Annotated in this window: 17 protein-coding genes; 6 read left to right on the top strand and 11 right to left on the bottom strand. The window is 39.0% G+C overall.

Translation table 11 applies throughout. The features are described 5' to 3' along the window. Positions 1-594: 594 nt before the first annotated feature. Positions 595-2,871, top strand: coding sequence for a Tex family protein (locus tag VGE44_RS16055; RefSeq protein ID WP_331081017.1), 2,277 nt, complete (start codon positions 595-597; stop codon positions 2,869-2,871). Positions 2,872-2,904: 33 nt separating this feature from the next. Then, the gene (locus VGE44_RS16050) at positions 2,905-4,104 is read left to right on the top strand and encodes an NAD(P)/FAD-dependent oxidoreductase (protein ID WP_331081015.1); all 1,200 of its coding nucleotides are present in this window, start codon (positions 2,905-2,907) and stop codon (positions 4,102-4,104) included. A 45-nt stretch (positions 4,105-4,149) separates the two neighbouring features. Here the strand turns inward: VGE44_RS16050 and VGE44_RS16045 are convergent, their stop codons facing one another. Beyond that, positions 4,150-7,386: an amidohydrolase family protein gene (locus tag VGE44_RS16045; protein WP_331081013.1), complete on the bottom strand. Its 3,237-nt coding sequence runs from the start codon at positions 7,384-7,386 to the stop codon at positions 4,150-4,152. Positions 7,387-7,503: 117 nt separating this feature from the next. Here VGE44_RS16045 and VGE44_RS16040 point away from each other — a divergent pair, with 117 nt between their 5' ends. The 4 genes from VGE44_RS16040 to VGE44_RS16025 all read left to right on the top strand — a co-directional run bounded on the left by VGE44_RS16040 (position 7,504) and on the right by VGE44_RS16025 (position 12,593). Continuing rightward, positions 7,504-9,402, top strand: a complete 1,899-nt coding sequence (locus tag VGE44_RS16040; protein ID WP_331081011.1) for an ATP-dependent DNA helicase RecQ — start codon at positions 7,504-7,506, stop codon at positions 9,400-9,402. A 248-nt stretch (positions 9,403-9,650) separates the two neighbouring features. Further along, a complete protein-coding gene (locus VGE44_RS16035; protein WP_331081009.1) occupies positions 9,651-10,373 on the top strand; it encodes a head GIN domain-containing protein in 723 nt (240 codons plus the stop codon). A 123-nt stretch (positions 10,374-10,496) separates the two neighbouring features. Continuing rightward, positions 10,497-11,807 carry an MFS transporter gene (locus tag VGE44_RS16030; RefSeq protein ID WP_414649344.1) on the top strand — a complete coding sequence of 437 codons (1,311 nt, stop codon included), beginning with the start codon at positions 10,497-10,499 and terminating at the stop codon, positions 11,805-11,807. Between the two features lie 57 nt (positions 11,808-11,864). Continuing rightward, positions 11,865-12,593, top strand: a complete 729-nt coding sequence (locus VGE44_RS16025; protein WP_331081007.1) for a (Fe-S)-binding protein — start codon at positions 11,865-11,867, stop codon at positions 12,591-12,593. A 404-nt stretch (positions 12,594-12,997) separates the two neighbouring features. On the opposite strand, the gene VGE44_RS16020 is transcribed toward VGE44_RS16025, so the two are convergent. The 10 genes from VGE44_RS16020 to VGE44_RS15975 all read right to left on the bottom strand — a co-directional run bounded on the left by VGE44_RS16020 (position 12,998) and on the right by VGE44_RS15975 (position 21,310). Next, the gene (locus tag VGE44_RS16020; protein WP_331081005.1) at positions 12,998-13,429 is read right to left on the bottom strand and encodes an Rrf2 family transcriptional regulator; all 432 of its coding nucleotides are present in this window, start codon (positions 13,427-13,429) and stop codon (positions 12,998-13,000) included. A gap of 2 nt (positions 13,430-13,431) precedes the next feature. Beyond that, a complete protein-coding gene (locus VGE44_RS16015; RefSeq protein ID WP_331081003.1) occupies positions 13,432-13,755 on the bottom strand; it encodes a metal-sulfur cluster assembly factor in 324 nt (107 codons plus the stop codon). Then, positions 13,755-15,035 carry a cytochrome C oxidase subunit I gene (locus tag VGE44_RS16010; protein WP_331081001.1) on the bottom strand — a complete coding sequence of 427 codons (1,281 nt, stop codon included), beginning with the start codon at positions 15,033-15,035 and terminating at the stop codon, positions 13,755-13,757. The genes VGE44_RS16015 and VGE44_RS16010 overlap by 1 nt, the downstream gene beginning before the upstream one ends. A gap of 1 nt (position 15,036) precedes the next feature. Then, positions 15,037-15,849 carry a DUF2249 domain-containing protein gene (locus VGE44_RS16005; protein WP_331080999.1) on the bottom strand — a complete coding sequence of 271 codons (813 nt, stop codon included), beginning with the start codon at positions 15,847-15,849 and terminating at the stop codon, positions 15,037-15,039. Next, positions 15,846-16,310 (bottom strand): hypothetical protein, encoded by a 465-nt coding sequence (locus VGE44_RS16000; protein WP_331080997.1) that lies wholly within the window; start codon positions 16,308-16,310, stop codon positions 15,846-15,848. Before VGE44_RS16000 ends, VGE44_RS16005 begins: the two co-directional genes overlap by 4 nt. Positions 16,311-16,436: 126 nt before the next feature. Next, positions 16,437-17,378, bottom strand: a complete 942-nt coding sequence (gene ric / locus VGE44_RS15995; RefSeq protein ID WP_331080994.1) for an iron-sulfur cluster repair di-iron protein — start codon at positions 17,376-17,378, stop codon at positions 16,437-16,439. Between the two features lie 422 nt (positions 17,379-17,800). Beyond that, positions 17,801-18,205 (bottom strand): cytochrome C, encoded by a 405-nt coding sequence (locus tag VGE44_RS15990; protein WP_331080992.1) that lies wholly within the window; start codon positions 18,203-18,205, stop codon positions 17,801-17,803. Next, a complete protein-coding gene (locus tag VGE44_RS15985) occupies positions 18,192-18,479 on the bottom strand; it encodes a hypothetical protein (RefSeq protein ID WP_331080990.1) in 288 nt (95 codons plus the stop codon). Before VGE44_RS15985 ends, VGE44_RS15990 begins: the two co-directional genes overlap by 14 nt. 63 nt (positions 18,480-18,542) lie before the next feature. Next, complete coding sequence (locus VGE44_RS15980; protein ID WP_331080988.1) at positions 18,543-19,550, bottom strand: cbb3-type cytochrome c oxidase subunit II; 1,008 nt, start codon at positions 19,548-19,550, stop codon at positions 18,543-18,545. An 11-nt stretch (positions 19,551-19,561) separates the two neighbouring features. Further along, entirely contained in the window at positions 19,562-21,310 is a 1,749-nt protein-coding gene (locus VGE44_RS15975; protein WP_331080986.1) for a cbb3-type cytochrome c oxidase subunit I, read from the bottom strand. Positions 21,311-21,319: the final 9 nt, after the last annotated feature.

Here is a 21,319-nt window from a genome sequence, read left to right as displayed (position 1 = left end):
TCGCTGGTCTTGCGGCTTGTGCAATATGAATGCATTCCAGATATGATCCGCAATCCCTATGCTCGGTAATGCTTTTTAAAAGAAAGGGAAACTGTTTTATGAATTTGCTGGCACTGAGGATTGAATCGTTCTTCGGTTCATCCAATTTGATATGAACGGTCTTTGGAATAGTGCGTTGGCATGCAACCGTTCATGAATTACTGGTATTGCCGATTGCAGGGACCGGCATTCCGGGATTTGGCAGGAAAGGCACACTTTTTCCCAGCATTGACAATCATAGATCACTGCCCTTAAGCAATCCGGAGAAGTGTTGCAGTTTCATTCATCACTTAGACTGCCAAAAACACGGCTTGGATTGCTCCGATAGTGAAAAAGTGTGGATTTACAACAAATACCGGGAAGCCGCGGCTCTTTTGCTTACTTTTCCAGCTGCAGGGAAAAGTAAGTGCCCTTCCGCCGCAAAGGCGGACTAATTTTGATATCAATCATATTTTTTTTATTGGAAAATAGTGATTAATAATTCAAAATTGTGGATAAGCTTTTTTTGAAATGAGAATAGATAGCATCAAATTCGCAGGGAATATCTGATTGAATATGACTTTGAATAAATATAAAAAGATAGCTGATGAACTGTCAGTGACTGAGAAGCAGGTTAAAGTAACCATTGAACTACTTGATGAGGGGGGAACGGTGCCATTTATAGCAAGGTACCGGAAAGAAGCAACCGGGAGCCTTGACGAGGTTCAGATTGCGGCTATCCGCGATAGAAAGCAGCAGCTCGAGGAGCTTGATAAGCGGAGGGAAGCGATTCTGAAATCGATGAAAGAACTTGAGAAACTAACTCCGGAACTTGAGAAACAAATAATGGAAGCTGAAACCATGACTATCCTGGAGGATATTTATCTGCCGTTTAAGCCAAAACGTAAGACCAAAGCTTCGGTTGCAAGAGAAAAGGGATTGCAAGGTTTGGCAGATTTCATAATGAGTCAGAATAGCACAGAACTGGATACAGAAGCCTCAAAATACATCAATGAGGAGGTAGGAGTATTGAATACTGAGGACGCACTGAGCGGGGCAAGGGATATTCTGGCGGAGTTTATGGCAGAGCAGCCTGAACTTCGAAGCAGAATGCGTGAATTGTTCATACAGGCGGGTACTTTTCATTCTAAATTGATTAAAGGGAAGGAAATTGAAGGGCAGAAGTACAAAGACTATTTCGATTGGACAGAACCTGTAAAAACCGCACCTTCCCATCGGGTATTAGCTTTAAGAAGGGCCGAGAAGGAAATTATTCTCACACTTGATATAGAAGTACCTGAAGACGATGCGATCAGAATCCTGGAGGACTTATATATAAAAGGATCAAACCCTTGTTCAGAACAGGTACGCCAAGCTGCTGCCGATGCATTTAAGCGTCTGATCAAACCTTCTATGGAAACAGAGATCCGTTTAATGACCAAAAAACAGGCGGATACAGAGGCAATTCGGGTTTTTGCGGAAAACGCCCGTCAATTGCTGTTAGCAGCACCGGTTGGCCAGAAACGTATAATGGCTATCGATCCAGGCTTCAGGACAGGTTGTAAGCTTGTTTGCCTCGATGATCAGGGACAGTTAATTGAGAATACCAATATTTATCCTCATAACGGAGCTGAGGCCGCTAAGGAAGCCGCAAAAACTATAAAATTTCTGGTCGAAAAGTATAGAATTGAGGCTATTGCTATTGGAAACGGTACTGCCGGCAGAGAAACTGAAACTTTTGTTAGATCACTACAATTAACTGATATTGTTGTAGTTATGGTTAATGAAAGCGGTGCTTCTATCTATTCAGCATCTGATGTCGCGAGAGAAGAGTTTCCGGATAAGGATATCACTGTCAGGGGAGCAGTTTCTATTGGCCGTCGCTTAATGGACCCATTGGCAGAGCTCGTAAAGATCGATCCAAAATCGATCGGGGTCGGACAATATCAGCACGATGTAGATCAGAATCAATTACAGGCCTCACTGGATGATACCGTGATCAGTTGTGTGAATTCGATCGGAGTAGAATTGAATACTGCTTCAAAGCAGATTCTGGCTTATATTTCAGGGCTTGGTCCGCAACTGGCACAAAATATTGTCGAATACCGCAATAAAAATGGGGCTTTTAAAAGAAGATCCGAACTAAGGCAAATTCCACGACTTGGTGACAAGGCATTTGAGCAGGCAGCAGGATTTTTACGCATCAGGAACGCTGAACATCCGCTAGATAGCAGTGCGGTGCATCCCGAACGCTATGCGCTTGTTGAACAAATGGCTAAAGATCTGAACTGCAAAGTGGAAGACCTGATGAAAGATGATCAGCTTCGTCAAAGAATTAAATTGCAGAATTACGTCAGCGAAACTGTTGGTCTGCCCACCCTGAATGATATTTTAAAGGAACTTGCAAAGCCGGGGCTTGACCCAAGGGAGCAATTTGAAGCATTTAGTTTTTCTGATGGCATCAATGCAATTACCGACCTTCATGTTGGGATGACTTTGCCCGGAATTATTACAAATATTACAGCTTTTGGTGCTTTTGTTGATATTGGTGTTCACCAGGACGGACTGGTTCACCTGAGTCAGATGGCCGATAAATTCATTAAAGATCCTAATGAAGTGGTCAAGGTAAGCCAGAAAGTGATGGTCAGGGTAACTGAGGTTGATGTGAATAGAAAGCGTATCGCACTTTCAATGAAATCAGAAAATAAGCCGGAGCCAAGGCCAAAACAAAATTATAATCCTGCTCCAAAACAATCAACTGTAAATTATGTTAAAAAGCCCAGGGAGAAGGAAGCTGCTCCTGAAACCGATATAGCCATTAAGCTTGCAGCATTAAAGAATAAGTTTTCCTGAGGATAAGCCTTTATATTTACCACCTGAATGAGTATGGGAGATAATTTTGATGCTGTAATTATTGGTGGGGGTGCCTGCGGACTGATGTGTGCAGTTCAGGCAGGATATCTTGGTAAAAGAACCCTTGTTCTTGAGAAAAATGAGAAAATTGGAGCCAAGATCCTGATTTCAGGAGGTGGCCGCTGCAATTATACAAATCTATACTCTGGTGAATCAAATTTCATCTCAGAGAACCCGCATTTCTGTAAGTCTGCATTTTCTCAATTTACAGTGGAAGACACCATTGCTTTTTTTGAGGCCAATGGTATTTTGGGGAAAGAAAAAACACTTGGACAGTTATTCCCTCTTAGCAATAATGCAAAGGATATAGTGCGGGTTTTTGAGTCACTTTGTGCTGACCTTGATCAGCAGATCATTTGTAATGCAGAAGTGAAGGAAGTTCTAAAGACAGAAGAAGGAGACTTTAAGATCATCTATTCCAGGGCAGGGAAATTAAAGGAGATCAGGGTACCAAAGGTAGTAATTGCATCAGGCGGACTTCCTGTTCAGAAAATGGGCGCTACTGATTTCGGCCTCAGGGTAGCACGGCAATTCGGGCTAAAGGTTACCGAAACAGCGCCTGCACTCGTGCCACTAACAATTACCGGTAAAGATGCTGAATGGTATGCCCAGCTTTCGGGTAATTCGATATTCAGCAGGGTTTCCAATGACCGGATCAGTTTTGAAGAAAATATATTGTTTACTCATTGGGGCCTAAGTGGTCCGGCTATCCTTCAGATTTCATCTTATTGGCGGCGCGGAGAACATATTTCGATCGATCTGTTGCCCAACGATAAGATTATAGAACTTATTCAGACCCAGAAGCTGATCAATGGCCGTAAAACCCTTTCAGGATTATTATCCGACCTGTTCACAAAGAAATTTTCGGATGCACTTTCAAAATTCTTACCTGTTGAGAAGAATCTGGCATCATTAACAAAAGAAGATATTCAGAAAATTGATCAGTATATCCATCATTTCGATGTTAAACCTGCTGGTGATAAAGGCTACGATAAGGCCGAAGTAATGAGGGGAGGAGTGGCTACCGATGAATTATCCTCCAAAACACTGGAGTCTAAAAAGGTGCCCGGTTTATTCTTTGGAGGGGAATGTGTAGATGTGACCGGATGGCTTGGTGGTTATAATTTTCAATGGGCCTGGTCAGGCGGTTTTGTTATTGCGCAGAATATTTAAAAACGCAGACAGGGTTTTAAACCCTGTCTGCGTTTAATCAGTTTTTTAATCACATTCCGGATGCGTGAAAGTATAAGTTTCAACATCTCCCATTGGAATGCTAAAACTTTCTGATCTGCTCATTTGCCACCAAAACAGATTGCGTGCTTTTTCCCTGCTGATGGTTTCATTCATCGTTTCGGTATCATAAACGCGGCCATTGATGATTACATACTTGATTTTTTCGGTATTTCTGATATCATCAAGAGGATTTGCATCCAGAATAAGCATATCAGCCAGTTTTCCGGTCTCCAGTGAGCCGATCTCCTTTGCCATGCCTAAATGCTCAGCACCATTCAATGTGGCACTTCTGATGGCTTGCAGAGACGACATGCCCCCCTGTGCAAACATCCATAACTCCCAGTGGGCTCCAAGTCCCTGAAGTTGTCCGTGTGCTCCCAGGTTTATTTTAGTTCCGCCATCTGACAGTTCTTTCGCAGCTCTGGCAACTTTGATATGCCCATAATCTGCAAATTCGGATGTGGTTCTTCTTCTTGACCTTGAGTCAACAATATATCTTGGTGTATAACTTAAGAGTCGTTCATTTTCCCAGACATTGGTACGGTCGTACCAGTAGTTCTCACCCGATTGAGAACCATAACTTACAATTAGAGTAGGGGTATATGAAGTTGTACTTTTATTCCATAATGCCTTTACGTCTTTAAATAAAGGAACCTGAGGAATATTGTGTTCTAAACTGGTATGTCCATCCTGGATATGAGTCAGATTATGAAAAAAGGTAGATCCGCCTTCAGGAACAACCTCTAACTGTAATTCCCTTGCAGCCTGTATTATTTGCTGACGTTGATCCCGCCTTGGCTGATTGTAGGACTTTACAGAAAAGGCCCCAACAGCTTTCATTCTTCTCAGTGCTGATCGGGCATCATCAAGACTATTTACCACTGTTTTAAAATCACCATCAGCACCATAAAGTATCGTTCCTGTTGAATAAACCCTCGGTCCGACCATTGCGCCCGTTCTTACCATATCTGCCTGGCTGAATACCATTTCTGTATTCGCAGATGGATCATGGGAAGTGGTAACTCCAAAGGCAAGATTAGCATAATAACTCCAGTCCTGCTGAGGACTAACCCCATCAGAGCTGGCTCTCAGGTGGCTATGAACATCAATAATACCTGGCATAATGGTTTTTCCGCTCGCATTGATGACTTTGGCACCTTCGGGAATATTTAAATTCGTTCCTACGGCTGTTATTTTGTTTTTGTCGATCACAATCGTACCATTTTCTATAACCTCATCACCCTTCATCGTAATAATCCGGGCGTTGGTAATGGCAATTTTGCCCTCAGGAAGATCAGATTTTAAACGCAGATCAATATCTAATCCCAAAGTGTCAGATTTTGCTGCCTTCTCAGTGCCTGCCAGGAAACCGAAAGAACTATTGATATCCTTTGAAAAATATTTAGGACCAAGGGTCCAGTTTAATCGTTGTGAGTCTTTACTCCAGTGAATATAGGTTCCGGCATCTTTACTCACTTTAGTAAGTGGCAGAGATTTATTAGTGGATGACAGATCCAATGCCGTTCCTGTATTTGCAAAGGGAGTAATGTAAACATTGAAAAGTTCAGTAAATGCTATCCATTTGCCATCTGGGCTCGGACTAAAAGCATTTGCATAGGTGGAAGTATAATGGGTTCTGATATTTCCGCCATTCAAATCCATGCTTTTCAGTGCTTTTTTTTCAGCTTCAGAACTCTGAAAAAATATACGGCTGTCATTTGAATTAAAAGAAGGACGAATACCATTATTAAGAACTAAGGTAGCTGTTCCTCCATTAGCCGGCATAATGTAGATTCCCGGATTTTTCCCGAATGCATACCCTAATACATCATTTCCTACCCCTTTTCTATAAACAATTTTATCCCCCTTGTTTGAGAATTTCGGACTGTAATAATAACCCTTTTCAGTACTGAGCTTCATAAACGAAGAGTCGGGGATACTATATTTCATGATTGACCCGCGGTTATCATCTGACCAGCTTACATAAACCAGGGATTTGCCATCTGGACTGAATTCAGGTTCAAATTCAAATTCATTTCCAGTTGAGATACGAATTGGTTTTCCGTTTGGAAGATCTTTTAAATAGATATATCCGGCTGCATTGAATGCAATTTTTTTTCCATCGGGAGATGTACTTAACTGACGAATCATCTTAACTAAAAATTCTTCATTAAATACTTTCTGTTCAAAATGAAGGGCATCAGTGATTGTTTGATTAACACTCACTTCAAATGGAATTTCAGACAGATATTGAGTCAATACCTCAAGTTTTCTGATCTTTCCTTCTGCGTAAAAAATGATTTCTCTGCTGTCGGGGGTCCAGGCGAAATTGGGATAAAGTCCGAAAATGGCCCAGGCTTCCTGCTGATCATGTGTAAGATCATCATAAACCGACCATTCTTCACCTGTTTGCAGGTCCTGTATAAATAATTCTGTATTCAGCCTCACTCTTCTGACAAATGCAAGAAACTTACCGTCGGGTGAAATCTGAGGACGCATAGCACCCCCGCTGCCTCCGGCAACAGTTTCAATGATGCCTGTTTCACGATTAAGTCTTCGGATATTGTAAATTTCACCATTCGGGTCTTTGTTATACTGAAATAAAGGACCCGGACTGACATCCTCAGAGAAATAGACGTATTTTCCATCAGGTGAAATTTCAGGTTCACCGGCATCCTGCTGGTCATTTTTTCTTTTTGTTAACTGAACCCCTTCACCACCTCCGGCAATATGGTACATCCACATTTCACCTGCACCTAATGAACGACCGCTTGTGAAATGTTTTCTGGCTATTAAATATTCACTGTCAGGAGTCCAGACCGCATTATTCAATAATCGAAATGTTTCTTTGGTTATTGCCCGCTTACCTGAACCGTCCGTGTTCATGATCCAGATATTATCTCCACCATCTTTATCGCTGGTATAGGAAATATATTTACCATTAGGACTAAATCGGGGTTGTACTTCTGAGGCCATACCCCCTGCAAGCAATGTTGCTTTTCCCCCCGTTACCGGCATTTTATATATGTCGCCCAGTAGGTCAAAAACGATCACTTGTCCGTCCGGACTAAGATCAAGGTTCATCCAGGTACCCTCATTAGTCTGAAAGCTTAATGATTTCGACGGTCCTGTAGGTTTTTCAACATTCCATTTTGGATTTTGCTGTGCAGATAGCTGGGAAGCCAGCAAAGCTATAAAAGTAAGTATAAGTGCTCTCTTCATGTAATTGTTCAATTGGATTCGCAATTTAGTAAATATTCATAGTTTTGAGTTTATCACCTATTAAATGAAGATTTCTTGATTTTATTGTGATAAATGATCTAAACCCGAAGAACAATAATGACAATTCAATCTATCCTTTCTAAATACTGGGGTTTTTCAACATTCCGGCCATTGCAGGAGGATATTATTCAGTCAGTTCTTGAGGGTAAAGATACACTTGCCCTTATGCCAACAGGTGGGGGTAAGTCGCTGTGTTTTCAGGTTCCGGCACTTTTAAAGCCTGGTATTTGCATAGTCGTTTCGCCACTCATTGCCCTAATGAAGGATCAGGTCGAGAATCTTAAAGACAAGGGTATAAAGGCAATTGCAATTATTTCAGGTATGGGAAAAAGGGAGGTTGATATTGCCCTGGATAATTGTATTTATGGGGATATTAAGTTTCTCTATCTTTCACCTGAAAGACTTTTATCAGACCTTGTCAGAGAGCGTATCAGGTATATGAAGGTCAATCTGATCGCAATAGACGAAGCGCATTGTATATCACAATGGGGTTATGATTTCAGACCACCTTACCTTCATTTAACCGAATTAAGGGAACTTCATCCCGCGATTCCGGTGCTTGCACTTACTGCAACTGCTACAGAGCGTGTTGCTGCAGATATTCAAATAAAACTCAATTTTAAGAACGGGCAGGTATTCAGGAAATCGTTTGAACGCTTAAATCTGAGTTATCTGGTTTATAATGAGGAAAATAAGTTTAGAAAGCTTATTTCAATTGTAAGGAATGTAAAGGGCTCTGGCATTATTTACGTCAGAAACAGACGTGAAACTCAGGAAGTTTCGAGACAGCTTAATCTTGAAGGCATTAGCAGTGATTTTTATCATGCCGGACTTGATACTCCATTAAGAATGAAAAAGCAGTCTGCCTGGAAGAATTCTGAGATCAGGATAATGGTTGCCACCAACGCATTTGGTATGGGGATCGATAAAGCAGATGTCCGTTTTGTAATCCATCTGGATCTGCCAGAAAGCCTTGAAGCCTATTATCAGGAAGCAGGCAGGTGTGGTCGTGATGAGAAAAAGGCTTATGCAGTTTTATTGTATAATAACGCAGACAAAGCACTAATTACAAAAAGACTGGATCAGCAATATCCTTCAATTGATGAGATTAAGCAAATTTACCATCATCTTGGAAATTATTACCAGCTCGCCTACGGGGCAGGGGAAGGACTTTCTTTAGAATTTGATCTCGCAGACTTTTGCAACAGATTTAAGCTGGATCCGGTAAGAACCATACATGCGTTCAAGTTTCTTGAGCATGATGAGTATATAGCCCTTAGCGAAACTGTCTTTTTACCCTCAAGAGTTCAGGTGCTCTTAGCGCATGAGGATCTATATCGATTTCAGGTCGGTCAACCAACATACGATCACTTTATTAAGGTTTTATTAAGATCTTATGCAGGTATTTTTGAGCAGTTGGTAGGCATAAAGGAAAGCGACCTCGCCAAAAGGGTAGGTATAAGCAGAGCCGAAACAGTCAAAATATTAAGTAAACTGCATGAACTACAGGTAATTACATATATACCACAAACAGATAAACCTCATCTTGATTTTATAAAGCCCCGGGCCGACTCGCAGCATCTGTATATTGACAGAAAATATCATGCTGATCGCTATCAGATTCATAAATCGCAGGTTGAGGCAGTTCTTGGCTATGCCGAAAATCATAAATGCAGGAGTCAGCAATTACTCAATTATTTCAACGAAACTCATGCCAGGGTTTGCGGAGTGTGTGATGTTTGTATCGAAAATAAAAAGCTGAATAAGAAGGATAGCCAGACTGATGAAATTATAAAGGAAATTTTGAATGAATTAAGCAAAAGTCCCTCTCATCTCGACCAGTTAATGGAAGCTATAAATACGGGTAATTCTAATGAAAGACTCAAAGTGATCAGAATACTCCTTGATGCCGGAACGATAAAAGTAAATGGGGAGTTTTATTATTTAAAAGGTTGATAGCTTGTACTAAAATATTGGAATAAAATCTCCACATTCCTGCAAATCACCATTTACCTACCAATATTCCCCTTAGAAATTTTACAAATTCTCGCCTGTTTGTAATAGCCAGCAGCTTTAGCTGGAGGTGTATGATGGTTTGTAAATGGGCTTTAGCGCCAAAATTTGAGTTAAAATCCCAGTTTCCAATTCTTATTTAATTATATTGTAACATAATTATTGCATGTGTTGTCAAAAGAATAAAGACCATGGGAAATTTTTCGTTGAATTCAATAGCTTATCTTTCTGCAGCCGTACTTTTATTGTCATCCTGTAATGGATTTGACTGTATCAATGGCTCAGGTAATCAGGTTACTGAGAGCAGAGACATAGGAGCATTTACTCAGGTTGAGACCAGTGGTTCTCTTAAAATAGTACTTAGTCAGGATTCAACAAGTTCTGTCAGAATTTTAGCTGATGATAATATTCAGGACGAGATTAAGACGAGGCTTAGTGGTAGTACGCTTAAAATTGATATTGATGGAAATTTTTGTGATGCAGGTCCGGTTACGATTTATTTAAGTTCAAAAGACTATCAAAAAATTGAGTCTTCTGGTTCTGTTGAGGTTTTGAGTGAAGGAAAGTTGAACTTAAATGAGCTTGATCTGGAACTTCATGGTTCATCAAAAGTGATGCTCGATCTGAACGTAAAATCATTAAGGACATCTTCAAGTGGTTCTTCTGAAATAGTTTTGAAAGGGCAGGCAGGAAGTCATGATCTGGATATGACCGGATCCAGTTCTGTTGAAGCTCTTGACTTTGTTGTCGGAGAATACCAGATTAACAGTACAGGAGCAAGCAAATCACGTATTAACGTATTAAACTCACTGGAAGTTAATTCGCATGGTGCCAGTGAAGTGGAGTATAAAGGAAAACCTTCTAAAATTGAAAAAGATAATTCAGGTGCCTCAGTAGTCAGAAGCATTAATTGATTCTCATTGCTATCCACTTTTATTAATTTCGCTCAGATTAAATAAATTATTAATTTAAGCTCCTTGTTAAATTAATACAAGCAATATTGGACTTGTTCTGATGATTTGCTACAGCCCATATCCATGCGAAATAACAAAGAGACAATTAAAGCCTGGGCCATGTTCGACTGGTCTAACTCTGCTTATAATCTGGTCATTACATCTACAATTTTCCCTGCTTATTATACAATAATCACTACCACTGAGGAATTTGGAGACAAGGTAGTTTTCATGGGCAGGACTTTTACTAACACAGCACTTTCAAACTATGCGCTGTCGGTAGCCTACCTGATTATGGCCTTGTTACTTCCGGTATTATCTTCAATCGCAGATTTTAGAGGAAATAAGAAAATATTTATGAAGGTCTTTACCTACATAGGAAGTATTTCCTGTGCAGGATTATTCTTTTTTAAACTTGAAACACTTGAACTTGGTATCATCTGTTTCACATTAGCTGCAATAGGATATATCGGTGGAGTGATGTTTAATAATTCATATTTGCCCGAAATTGCCACAATTGATCAACAGGACAGAGTTAGTGCCAAAGGTTTTGCCTATGGGTATATCGGCAGTGTTTTACTTCAGATCATCTGTTTTATTTTTGTTTTAAAACCTGAACTTTTTGGTATAACTGACGCCTCATTGCCTGCTCGTTTATCCTTTCTTCTGGTAGGTATCTGGTGGATAGGTTTTGCTCAGATACCATTCAGGAAGTTACCTGCCGGAAGTCCCAATTACGATAAGATTACAAAAAGTACTGTTAAAAATGGTTTTCAGGAACTTCTTAAAGTCTGGAATCAGCTAAAATCCATGGCTCTGCTAAAAAGATTTCTGTTCGCATTCTTTTTTTACTCAATGGGAGTACAGACAATCATGCTTGTTGCTGCGGGATTTGGGGAGAAAGTATTGAAACTTGGTACTTCAAAATTGATTGCGATCATTCTCATTATTCAGCTGGTGGCAATCATTGGGGCATTGATTATGTCATTTTTTGCAAAAAGATACGGTAATATCCAGGTTATTATAGTAGTTCTGACTATCTGGATTGGTGTATGTGTTGCAGCCTATTATATTCAGAATGAGACCCAATTTTACGTAATTGCAGCTGTCGTGGGATTGGTAATGGGAGGGATACAATCGTTATCCAGATCAACATATTCTAAGTTTTTGCCTGAAAATACACCAGATACTGCATCTTTTTTTAGTTTTTATGATGTAACTGAGAAGATTGCGATTGTTATTGGCCTTTTCAGTTTTGCCTATATTGAAGAGTTTACCGAAAGTATGCGATATTCGGCTATTAGTCTTGCCGGATTTTTTATATGCGGATTATTGATCCTTTTCTCTATCTTTTTTATAAAGTCAAAAAAAACAGATAGTTTGCATTCAGTATAGTTTTTTTTCGGAATTTAGCAGCATTCCCTTCCTCCGGATAAAATCTATTTTTAGAATATGAATGTTGAATTATTTATTCCCTGCTTCATTGATCAGCTGTACCCTCAGACTGCATTTAATACGATCAAAATTCTTGAAAAAGCAGGATGCAAGGTAATTTATAATGCAGAACAAACCTGTTGCGGACAGCCGGCTTATAATGCAGGATTTTGGGAGGAAGCTAAAGTGGTTGGAGCAAAATTCCTGAATGATTTTTCAGAAAGTACTTATATAGTTTCTCCTTCTGCATCCTGTACAGGTATGGTAAAGAATTCATTTAATGACCTCTTTACGAATACCACAGTACATAATAAATGCCGCTCAATTCAAAACAATATTCATGAACTTTCTGGCTTTCTGGTTAATATACTGAAGAAAGATTATTTCGGTGCTGAATTAGAAGGCAGGGCGGTCTATCACGATTCTTGTTCAGGATTAAGGGAATGCAATATTAAAGCCGAACCCAGACAATTGCTGAGTAAGGTGCATGGCCTTGACCTTGTTGAGATGAAGGATACGGATGTTTGCTGTGGTTTTGGAGGAACATTTGCAGTCAAATTTGATTCTATCTCCAGTGCTATGGCCGAGCAAAAGATTAATAATGCGCTTGAAATGGAGGCGGATTACATAATTTCAACCGATGCATCCTGCTTAATTAACCTTCAGGCTTATATTGATCAGCATAATCTCAAGCTAAAAACCATGCATATTGCTGATGTTCTGGCCAGTGGATGGGGGAATGTATAATCTGAGCATGGCAACAGCCTTTTTCTACAATTAATAACGTCTGGATAAATTTTTTTCTTCGACCCCGAAGGTGGTCGTATGTTTATAGAAATGCCATAATTTACCTTTTTTCGACCCTGAAAGGGTCGTATGTGAGAGCTTCCAATACATTCGACCCCTTCAGGGTCGGGATTTCGTGTTAACGTATGCTATAAACATTTGACCCATTCTGGGTCATTTGAAAAAAGTCCAATCGGGATTACAATTATCAGGTTAGAATAAAACCCTTTATTTTATTATTACCATCATCGATATCAACCTTAACGTGCCCTAAAACAGGGGCCTTCATTTGAAAATTGGCCAGGAAAGACTTTTACGAAATATATAGGAGCATATTATATTGAAATTAATATTCGCTTGACATATTATCCAATCAGGAACGCCAGCCCATTACTTACAGGGTCGCAAAGATCTTTTACTTTTTTCTCCCTGAATAATTTTTCTATCAGATCCCGTGCAACCTTATAATCGTCATGAATAGGGCATGGGTGTGAGGCTGAACACTTACTTAAACCGAGGCCACATTCTTTAAAAACCTGATCTCCTTCAATAGATTCTACGATTCTGCTTATTGGCTGTTCACGTTGTGCTTTACTGATAAAAAAACCGCCTGATGGGCCTTTGGTACTATTTATCAAACCCTGCCTTGCTAATGCCTGGAGAATTTTTCCTACAGTATGTTCACTCGCTTGAATATGCCCCGCAATTTCCTTCATGCCGGCTTTATCACTCTCCTCAGCCCTGGATGCCAGATAAATAACGGCTTTTATCGCTGTTTTACAGGTATAACTTAACATTTCTAACGGTCTAAATATTCTTTGCCTTCAGGTGAGATCTTATCCGGACTCCAGGCAGGGTCAAATACAAGGTTAATACTGATCTGATAGTCCTTAAAAGCATTGCTAAGCGATTGCTTTACATCAGCAGTGATACTTTCTCCCATCGGGCAAAATTGTGTAGTCAGGGTCATTGTAACGAGTATTGTTTTATCTTCATCATTAAAATCTATCCGGTAGATCAGTCCGAGATCAACCACATTTAATCCAATTTCCGGATCAAACACATCGTAAAGTCCGGCAAGTGCTGCACTGCAGTAAAGATTATTATTACTTAATACCTCCATTATTCTTTGACCCGATGAAATACCGTTTTTAGTACATTGATTACATAGAAAATAGCTGATGTCAGTAATATTGCCGCACCGGCTTTCAAAAACAGATCATTTAATATAAGGATGCCCGCCACGAACAGTATAAAGCCTGTAAGATAAAGCAAGCCCATGACTTTGAAAAGATTTTCGCTGAATAATTCTTTTGGTGCAGGGGTTTTTCCGATTGATCTGGAATGATAAACCTTATTCCATATTATAAAAGGTAATGTTTTAAAGGTCATACCTATAATTAATGCAGTTATCCAGCCAAAGAAAATACAAAATCCATATAACAATACAATGTTCGGTTTTGAATCTTCCCTGATGAAATATATAACCACCATTAAACATAGTAAGGGCAGGAGCAACATGGCAACTGATAACAGCGAAATTTTCATTTGCTCATCTACATGCTTTCTGATCCTTGCTTTATAAGCTCTGTAGTTATAATTCCCGAATAAAACCAATGCCGTAAGCACAAGCAAAAACGGGCTGTAGTATAAGTTGGGATAAGCCCCGGAGGTTTTTAAAATTATAAAAGCAAAAAGGGCGATATTGATCAGGGCAAAAATCCACCACAAGGTTACAGGACTTGAATATTTGGAGATCAGGAACATAGGAATCAGCCGCGAAGCAACCCCAATAATCAACAATAAAAACCATCCTGCAAGGCCCATATGGGCATGGATTGACAGGTATTCAATCGAATTCTCAGGCAGCCATGAACGGCTGAAATTAAAAACTAGCAATAGCCCGAAAAAGGTCGTTGTGAATAACCAAAGTGAGGCTGTGGCAATAAAAAAGGCATGTATATTGTATTTTTTGCTTTCTATGATACTTCCGATAACATTCAGAAAATAGCAAATCACAGAAGCATTGACCAGAATAGCACCTGTTTGCAGAATCAGTCCGGTATTGAACAGATAAAATCCGCATACAAGAAGCGGAATGCCGGTTGCAGCAAAAATAAAGGATAATATGGCAAGTAAATAACTGTCAAGCTTTCCTTCAATCAGTACAGGGAGCAACTGGTGACTGGCGCCAAGAATGATCATTGTTCCCCATCCTAATGCCATAAGATGTGTTATAGCCAGGGTTTTAGGATTAAAATAATGCTGTGTGATAATATCCGTATTTAGCAGTAGCAGGGCGCATGATATTAAAAAAGAAGCTGCCGCAAAAACATAGAAGGGGAGCACGACCTTATGAGAAGTTGTTTGCTGTAATCCCGAAGCTGAATCGCCTGCTAACATATTATTTCTTAAATATCAACAGAAACACTTCATTCGCACTGATTTCATTGATTCGATATTCGAAGTTTCTGTCTTTAAGTTCACTCAATAGAAATACCGGAATGCGTTTATGATGAACGTATAATGCTTGGTCATGTTCCAGTTTTTCAAGTTCATTCAGAATAGTCATCATTGGGGCGGGCATTTCCAGATGCCGTACATCAACTTCAATCATTCTGTTTTCATACTGTTTTAGAAGCTGGTTCCAGTCAGCATCGACTCCTTCAGGGCTAGCTTGATGTATGGTATTTGCCACCTTGTTTCTGTAGAAATAGGTTTCAATCAGGTTCTTTTCAATTAAATCAACGTAGGATTCAAAACCTTGCTTTTCCAATAATTTAATCAGTGGAGTAGGTTCGAAGGTGTTAATTATCTTCAATACCTGGCCTTCCTTCAGCTCTTTGATTTTTGTCTGAATTAGTTTTAGCGGGTCATTGCCTTCTGCAAGCATCGCCCTGACATCCAAAGGGATAATATGGGCGGTTTCAATGTCCTTTACAAATTCTTTCAGAGATTTTTGCAATGCAAGATCCTGTTCCTGAACTGAATTGTCGGAAACAAAGCCGAGAGGTTTCAATATTTCAAAGAAATCCTCCGGTTTGCATCCGCCAATCTTTGAAGCCATAGCTATGCTGGTCCTGCCGGCCATAAGTTTCCTGAGAACCGGATTACGCAATTTCTTGAAATCCGCGCTTAAGGTAACAATTGCTTCCAATGCATCCGGATGGCCTTTTATTAAGGCAGCAATTTTAGTCTGGGAATTGATTTGTATCATTTGAAATAAGTGTTGAATTTATCAATATCCTCAATAATTGCTCCGCTTATCACTTCGGCTTCTTCCATCGACTTAGCATTTTTAAGATCAGCAGTTGATTTTAATACAGGCTCAAGCCACAGATGCAGCGCATCATGATCCGGTCCGCTCATTTTACAGTCCCTGATTAGTCCGTCCAATTCTTCCCTGGCTTCTGAAGCCAGCAATTGGTAATCAGAAATTCCCGATCTGCTCTTAGCCTTAAATTCCCTGAATATATTTGAAAGTTTCATTACATGATTGCGGGTGCTTTCATCGCCCTGCCATTTCTCTCCATTGTTCAGAGTTAAAGCTTGTGCCGGTTCTTTAAGTTCCTTTTTTTCAGCAGCAGTGTCTTTAATTTCATTACCCGGTGAGCCTGTATTGTTGCAGGCAAAGAATATGAAAACGAACAATAAGAATACTATGTTTTTGAATTTCATGGGTTCTAGTGAAATTTAAGTAAGTCAAAAAATACATTAATTAATTGGTTGTAGACTATCAGCCGATCGTTTCAGAGATCCGAATTTTAACAAATAATTCGGATCTCATAATTTAAATCCCTTATCTTAAACCTTTTCCATTTCAATAGCCTTTGGAAATAAGATGTTATTTTCCAAATGAATATGCAGGTGCAGATCATCTTCAAACTCCTGTATCATTTTAAACAACAATTTATAACTTGCACAGGCATCTGCAGGTAATGTATATTCTTTACTCAGTTCGCGAATCTGATCAAAAGCACGTCCAACCTGGTCATGCTCTTTTTCAAGCTCATCTATTAAACCGGGTAAATCTTTTTCCTGTTTAACTAAGGGTAGGCTACCCTTTCTGGCTTCAACAATCTTTTTAATATAAGTAAACAATACATTCTCTTCCTCTTCCAGGTGCTCAGTAAGTTCTTTATTGATCTCAGCAACCAGCTTTTGAATCGGTATAAGCTCTGGATGCTGTGCACCATGTACCTGTGCCACTTTTGAAGCATAGGTCATTAGTTCAGGTAAATACTTCCTGACATAATGGTGATGTGTATTGACAATATAATCAGCCAAAAAATCTAAGCCCCAGTCATTATAGGAAATATTGCTTGCCTTGTTCTCAGTTTCGATCTGTCTTAATTCTGTTTGAACTTTCGTTGCATCAATATTTTTCTCGGCACAGACCTCCGCTATTGTTTTTTTACCGCCGCAACAGAAGTCAATTCCGTATTTTTTGAATACTTCAACTTTACGCAGGTCTTTTACGGCGATCTCTCCAATGGTTTCCTGTCCATCTTCCCGCTTGGTAACTTTAACATCCCACCATTCTGGACCCTCTTCAAGGTATTCCCAGATAAAGATATCTCCACGCTCACCAAGTAGCTGATAATAGACTGGCTTAGGATCATGGTCATTGTGTATAGTCAAGCTTTCTCCAGCTCTCAGATCATCAAATACCCTGAATATTGTTGGGTGTTTTAATTTTGGTTCGATCAGGGTAACATTAATAAAGTTGTTTTCAAGGATTTCCATTTTGTGTTGAATTAGTTTACGATTCAAATTTAATACAATAAAAGTATTAAAGTACTTTTATACTTATAAAATTACAATTCTATGTAATTTGTCCTTTTAAGAGAGGCCAGCGTTAAATTAAGTATAGCGTAATCAATGATTTTTTGCTATGGCTATAAGTTATGGGCTGAAGCCCGCCCGGATAAACTCCGTTCGGACTGGCCCGATCCGGAAACCTGATACTTACCTGGAGCTAAAGCACCGGGCTATTGAGCAATAGGGCTATCTCAAGCCTCAGTACTTTTTATTTAATCATTTAAATTATCCAGTGTCATCTCAGGCATTAATTGATGAATAGAGTTTCAATAGTTTTACCATGGTATCGTCAAAGGTAAACTGCCATTATTTTAGTCTCCTTAGTATTGGGATGTGTTCGTCAAAGTTTAAAGACTAAAATTAGTAATCAGGTAAAATACTGCCCAGGCGAAAAAGACAATCAATAAAATCCACAACCAATTCGGAACGCTTTGTGGAGTTTCGCTTCCTTCTATAATAAATTTATTTTGATTCCCTTTGTCGTAAGCATTTATCATCAAAGGGATGACACCATCAACTTCACCGTTTTCGCTTAATCCTTCAACCGCAATAGCCGGACCGTTACGAACTATAAATTTTATTTTTCGAATACCTTCTCTGCCTGTTGGCGATTTGCTGACAAGTTTTAAAATGTGTTCACCGTCAGTTAGCTTTCTGGTATCCAATTCAAATTGTACAGGGGTTAATAACTCTGCTATAGGTTGAACATTATCATCAATAAATAACATTATTTTACTTTTATCTTCTTTCATCTTCATTAATTGATAAGATTAATTGTTTTATATGGTCAATGTTCTTTTCACCTGGTTTGATAAGATATTTTATAGAAAAAATAAGTGTCAGTAAAGTAATAAGACCAATTACAGCAACGATTGCCCAGTCCCAGTTACTCTCAGGTCCTGTACCATGTGTTAATCCCTGAGTTATTTCGGGTTGTTGTTTTTCGCAAACCGGACAGGAAATTGCTGTATTATATGCGAAAAACGCAAGAAAAAGGATGATAATACTCTTTATTTTATTTTTCATTTCTTTAAAAATTATTATTTATTTTTTTTTGCATCGGTTTTTATAATGCAATAAATCCATGAACTATTTTTTTGATGCCGCCTTGATATAATCTATTATTTTTTTAACATCCCCAACAGTTACTGTTTTGGCATTATTACCCCAACTGGTTTTTTCATGATTAATGATTGCAGTGACCTCTTCAGGACTTAAATTATTGTCGGTCCCTACTGCATTCATTACTGCAAATTCTTCTCTGGCATCATAGCCTCTCATAATTATATCTACAAACAATTCAAGATTATCGTCCAGTACAATTGAGCTTCCTTTTAATGGAGGAAAAGCTCCCTTCAAACCTTCCCCATTAGCCTGATGACAACTTGCGCAGTTTTGCGTGTATAGTGTTTGACCATCAGGAAGATTCATATTATTACCATCAGACATTACCGGAGATTCTTTTTTCTTGTATAAAAAATCTATTGGTTTTTTCCCCACAGGTAATGGTGTTTGTTTCAGACTTTGTAAATAAGCAACTAAATGCAGCGCTTCCTTTTTAGCTATAATTTTGCCATTTATGCCTTTTCTGAATTCATCCGGAACGATGACTTCAACTTCATCTTTACCAACTTCATTTTTAATTTCAAAGAGCCAGGGATAGGCCGGCATTATAGATTTTTCAACCACAGTTCTCGGTTGATAGAGGTGCAATAAATTCCATGCTAAACCAGGTTGTCGTGTGCCAATATTAGTTAAATCAGGACCTGTTCTTTCTGTTCCCATTAAGGTTGCAGTATTTCGCCAGAAATCTGTCCGGATGATCCCTGCATAATCAGCAGCAACTCCGGGTCGCTTACCCCACACTTTATCCATATCAACATTCCGTACCTGTTGTGTATGACAAGCTACACAACCATTGGCAATAAAACTTTTCTTTCCCAGGTTTGCTTCTTCACTTAAGGGTACATAATTCGGCAATGGGGCATTGTTTTCCTGGTTATTTAGAGCAGGAATAATAACAACAAACAGTGTTAACAGAAGGAATAAACCGAGTGCTGATCTGAATAGTTTTTTATGATTATCGAAAAATTCCATTTCTTTGATTATTAATTTTTAATAGTTTGTTTGTCTAATTCCAGTTTGGCTTTTAAGATGTCTGTTGGTGATTTAGGTATCTCTATTTCTTCTTTTCGTCTTACCATTACATAAAAATTATATGCAAACAAAATGTGTGATAGCCACATCAACGAACCTCCAATGGCACGCCACATCCAGTAAGGAGCCATCAGTTCCACACTTTCAATAAATGGTTTTCCATCCATCCACATTAAGCCCCGGAGTGTTGCTCCATACATTAAAGGAAATGAGTAAAACAACAATCCGATTAATGCCAACCAGAAATGTGCTCCAACTGTAATTTGTGGAGGTTCATTGCCAGTTAGTCTTGGAACGACTGTGTAAATAAACCCCCAAAGCATAAAGCAAATAATGCCATACATGGTTAAATGTGAATGGGCAACAGTAAAATCTGTGAAATGCCAAACCAAATTGGTGAAACGGAATGCTTCTGCTGTTCCCTGTAATGAACCTGTGAAATAAAATATAATGCCTATCAAATAAAATGGGAGGGTATAACTATCTGAAAGTTTATTCCAGGAGCCTTTAAAGGTCATTAAAAAGTTTGTTGTACCTGCCACCACAGGTATAATCATTCCTGCGCTCCCAACGATGGCAACAGTTTGTAGCCACCACGGAATCGCGCTAAAAATAAAGTGATGTGTTCCGATTAGGGTATAAAATAGAATTTGGGTCCAAAACGCTAAAATACCTAAGCTATAAGAGTAGATCGGTCTGTTTAATTGTTGTGGCAGGAAATAATACATCAGTCCAAGATTAAAAAGCATAAACCACATGCCTACACCCTGATGCATATAATAGCCCTGTACAATAGTTTCTCCTAAACCCCTTTGCCAACCAGGCCAGTAAGCAACAAAGGCAATTACCAATAAAAACATCATTGCTGATATTATATACCAGTTAGATACATATATTTCTTTACTTGTTCTTTTAGCAATGGTTTTGAAAAAATTCCTTAATGAAATAATGATACCAATGCCAAATAATGCCATTACCGGCCAAATGTATTCTCTGTATTCTCCACCGCCATTATTTATTCCAGCCATTAAACAGATGCTGCCTATAATAATAGAAGCATTGATAAGAATGAGTGAACGATAGCCTGTTTTTACGCTTGCAATTGGGACATTGCTTACCCTCGGAATTACATAATACGCCAGACCCATCATTGCTAAAGACGCCCAGCCCCAAAAAACAGCATTGGTATGAACTGGCCTGAGTCTGCCGAAACTCAGCCAACTGTAATGGTCAACATCAGGTGCTACGAATTTTATTCCGAGATATTCGCCTACTGTTGTTCCCAATACTAACCAAAAAGTAGCACAGCCTAAATACCATAAAATGAGTTTGGATAATTGAGGTTCAATATAAGGCCTTGGCTGGCTTTTTTTCTTTTGCTCAATAAATCGAAGAGTCTCCACCTGACTCACATGATTTATTAGCCCTTTTGTATCAATAGGAGCGGTTTCACCTGCTAATTCATTGTTAGAAAGAACAAATTCAAGTTCTTTTTTCCGTTGCTCCAACTTTTGTATTTCTTCGGGATGTAAATCTTTGATGTATTCATTGAATTTTTCTAATTCCTTTTTCTTGAAGTAATTATTTACAACAGTATTAGCTCTTGAGATAACGATTATTGAAGCAACAATTACCGGAATAGCAATTAGGATTATGGTAATGATAATTCCCCATTCATTAAGTATGTTCTCTATTTTCATTTCTTATAT

Origin of the sequence: Daejeonella sp. (genome assembly GCF_036405355.1) — a bacterium.
In the GTDB taxonomy this organism is placed as follows: domain Bacteria; phylum Bacteroidota; class Bacteroidia; order Sphingobacteriales; family Sphingobacteriaceae; genus Daejeonella.
This window is presented reverse-complemented; position numbering and strand designations above follow the sequence as displayed.